Raw genomic sequence first — 2,838 nt, 5'->3', positions numbered from 1 at the left:
GAGGAGGGACGGCCCGCGTCAGGTCGGCAGGGGCGCGGGGAAGGACACGGTGAAGCTCGGGATGGGGGGCTCCGAGGGCGTCGCGGAGTCCGACGGTGTGGCGGAGGGGGAGCCGTCGGACGGGCTCGGCCCTGCCGTGGCCGTGGTCCGGGTGCTGCTCGGTTGCGGTTCGCTGCGCGAGGCCCGCGGGCTGGGCGAGTTCGACGGCGAGGGGCTGCCGCTCGCCGAGGCGGAGGCGTCGGCGGAGCCGGACTCCGAGGGCGCTGCCGAGGACGCGGTCGCCGACGGCTCGCCCACCGCCACGGTCACCGGGGGTGTGGTGACGCTGGGCAGCGGTGCGGGGGCGACCGGACGCAGGGGCCTGATCTCGGGCACTCCGGGCTGCAGGATGGGCGCGATCGGCGGCTGCGGCGGCAGCGGCTTGGGGGTCACCCCGCCCACCCATGCGGCGCACAGCGCCGCAGCTCCGGCCAGTGTGGCCCCGCCGATGAGGAGCCTGAGCCGGAGGTTCCCCTCCGTGGCGCGGACGACGTGGCGGACGAGCCGGCCCCCGAGGCGCACCGACAGGTACGCCGCCCCCGCCAGGGGGAAGATCAGCATCAGGCTGCCGATGACCCCGACCGTCCCGGCGGCGAACTGGCCCTCGGCGAAGGCGGAACCGGTCCCGGTCAGCTGCTCGGCCAGGGACCGCAGGCTCGTCTCGAGCAGGCGCGGCAGGTTCCACAGCACGTAGCCGAGCTCGGCCAGCAGCAGGGGCACCATCGTCAGCACCCAGGTGGTGACGATGATCCGGGCGGAGCGCTTGAGGTCGGAGACCTCGGGGGGCACCGGGCGGCCCGGGAGCATGCTGCGCAGGATCGGCTTGATCTTGCCGAAGAGGTCCGGGACGCCGGCGAGGTCACCGAGGATGTAGTAGCCGTCCAGCCGGACGGCCGGCATCAACTGCTCGATGATCTCGAAGTGGGCCAGGTAGATGGCGGCGAGGAAGAAGGACTGCCCGGTGGCGAAGTAGCCGCCCGCCAGGGCCAGTATGAAGACGACGTTGAAGTAGACGCCGCCCAGGTCGGTGCGCATGCGCCCGCCCCGGCCGATCCGGTAGACGTCGGTGACGTCGGTGTACATCGACGGCCAGATGAGGAAGATGCCGCAGCCGATGGCCCCGGGGCGGGCCCCGCCGTAGCGGCACGCGGAGGCGTGCCCGAACTCGTGGAAGACGAGCGAGGCCACGGTCAGCGCGAACACCACGAGCATCAGCACCGGCTGCTCCAGCACCTGGAGCACCGGGGTCATCGCCCCGTGGACGGCGAACAGCCAGATCTCCATGGCGACCGCCGTCGCGAGCACCAGCGTCACCGCCAGCGGACGGTGCAGCCAGGCCAGGGAGCGGGCGATCCGGGCGACCTGCCGCTCGCGGAAGATGACCCGGTGGCCCTTCAGGACCAGCAGGAGGTCCGCGGTGGGCCCGGTGACCTCGTCGTCCTCCTGCCCGAAAGGGACGGTGACGCCCAGCGGCTGGAGCTTGTTCTCGATCAGGTAGTGCACGTTCTCGGCGCTGACCTCACGGCCGAAGCGCCCGCTCACCCGGTGCGAGATGGCCTCGGTGTCGCGCCGTCCGTCGATGGCGCGGGCGACCAGGTACAGCAGCCGGCTCAGCTGCACGACCTGCCCGTCCCCCCGGCGGACGATGTACCGGGGTTCGGTGGTCCCCGAGCCCTTGTACTCGCCGAGGAGTTGCAGGCCCGCGCCGAGCCGCGGGACGGGGAAGCCCGTGTCGTGGAGGGGAGGTTCCATCACGTCCGCGCCGTAGACCGCCGTTCCCGTGGGGCCGGGGCCGTGAGCAATGTGACTTTCCGTCACCGTCCTGCTCTTCCTCCCGAGACGGACCGCGCCACGACGGGCGCGGTCCGCACACGTACGGGTGTTGTTACTGGCGGATGTTGATGGCCTGGACGGCCTCGGACTGGGCGACCGCGAACGGGGAGAACTGGTTCGCCGCGAGCGACTCGTTGTGGGCGTCGACGTGCGCGATGTTCTTGGTCACGTGCGTGGTCTTGACGAAGCTGAACTTCAGCTTGCCCAGGGCCTCGCGGCCGGGCAGCAGCTCCGCGGACTCGGCGTCGAGCTGGTCCATGTTCATGGGAGGGGGATACCTTTCTCGGTATGCGGAAGGAGGTGGAACGCCGACTACTGCTTGATGTTGATGGCCTGGGTGGCCTGCGACTGGGCGACCGCGTACGGCGACCACTCGTTGGCCGCGAGCGACTCGTTGTGGGCGTCGACGTGGGCCACGTGCTTGGTCACGTGCGTGGTCTTGACGAAGCTGAACTTGAGCTTGCCCAGGGCCTCGCGGCCGGGCAGCAGCTCCGCGGACTCGGTGTCCAGCTCACGCATGTCGAGCATGGGGGATCCTTCGTACGAGGGGTGCGGACGGGGGCCGGGTCCCAGAACCCGTCCATCCACACCGGACGATCTGTCTGACGGCGTTGGACAGTAGTCGGGCACCACGGGCCCGGCAAGCGATTCGGACCCATGACTGTCCGTCAACACGGTCGCTGCACAAAGGAAACGACAGGTGGGAGCGCCGGCGAGGGCACCTCGGACACCCGGCCCCACCCCCCGGATATCACTCGAACGGGTCAATCCGCCCCCTGCCCGATGTGGGGAAGTCCCGGCAGAGGGGGCGAAGCGCGACGAACCGGTGGCTATCCTCTCGATCCCCGAGGCGCTTGGGCCGACCAAGCCTCCGGTGAGAGGGGTGCACGTGCTTGTCGTTCAAGGGGCGACCGCCACCGCCGTCGTCCGCCACCGGACCGGAGAGCCGGTGGTCCTGCTTTCCGG

Annotated in this window: 3 protein-coding genes; all 3 read right to left on the bottom strand. The window is 70.9% G+C overall.

Annotation, left to right across the window (positions count from 1 at the left end):
• Positions 1-18: 18 nt before the first annotated feature.
• The 3 genes from PV350_RS45940 to PV350_RS45930 all read right to left on the bottom strand — a co-directional run bounded on the left by PV350_RS45940 (position 19) and on the right by PV350_RS45930 (position 2,400).
• On the bottom strand, positions 19-1,791 hold the full coding sequence (locus PV350_RS45940; protein ID WP_499516943.1) for a zinc metalloprotease: 1,773 nt from the start codon (positions 1,789-1,791) through the stop codon (positions 19-21).
• Between the two features lie 133 nt (positions 1,792-1,924).
• Positions 1,925-2,137 carry a hypothetical protein gene (locus PV350_RS45935; protein WP_431969350.1) on the bottom strand — a complete coding sequence of 71 codons (213 nt, stop codon included), beginning with the start codon at positions 2,135-2,137 and terminating at the stop codon, positions 1,925-1,927.
• Positions 2,138-2,184: 47 nt separating this feature from the next.
• Positions 2,185-2,400: a hypothetical protein gene (locus tag PV350_RS45930; RefSeq protein ID WP_179280271.1), complete on the bottom strand. Its 216-nt coding sequence runs from the start codon at positions 2,398-2,400 to the stop codon at positions 2,185-2,187.
• Between the last annotated feature and the right edge of the window lie 438 nt (positions 2,401-2,838).

This window comes from Streptomyces sp. PA03-6a (assembly GCF_033792765.1).
Lineage (GTDB): Bacteria > Actinomycetota > Actinomycetes > Streptomycetales > Streptomycetaceae > Actinacidiphila.
Note: the sequence above shows the minus strand (reverse complement) of the source record. Positions and strands in the feature narration are given on the sequence as shown.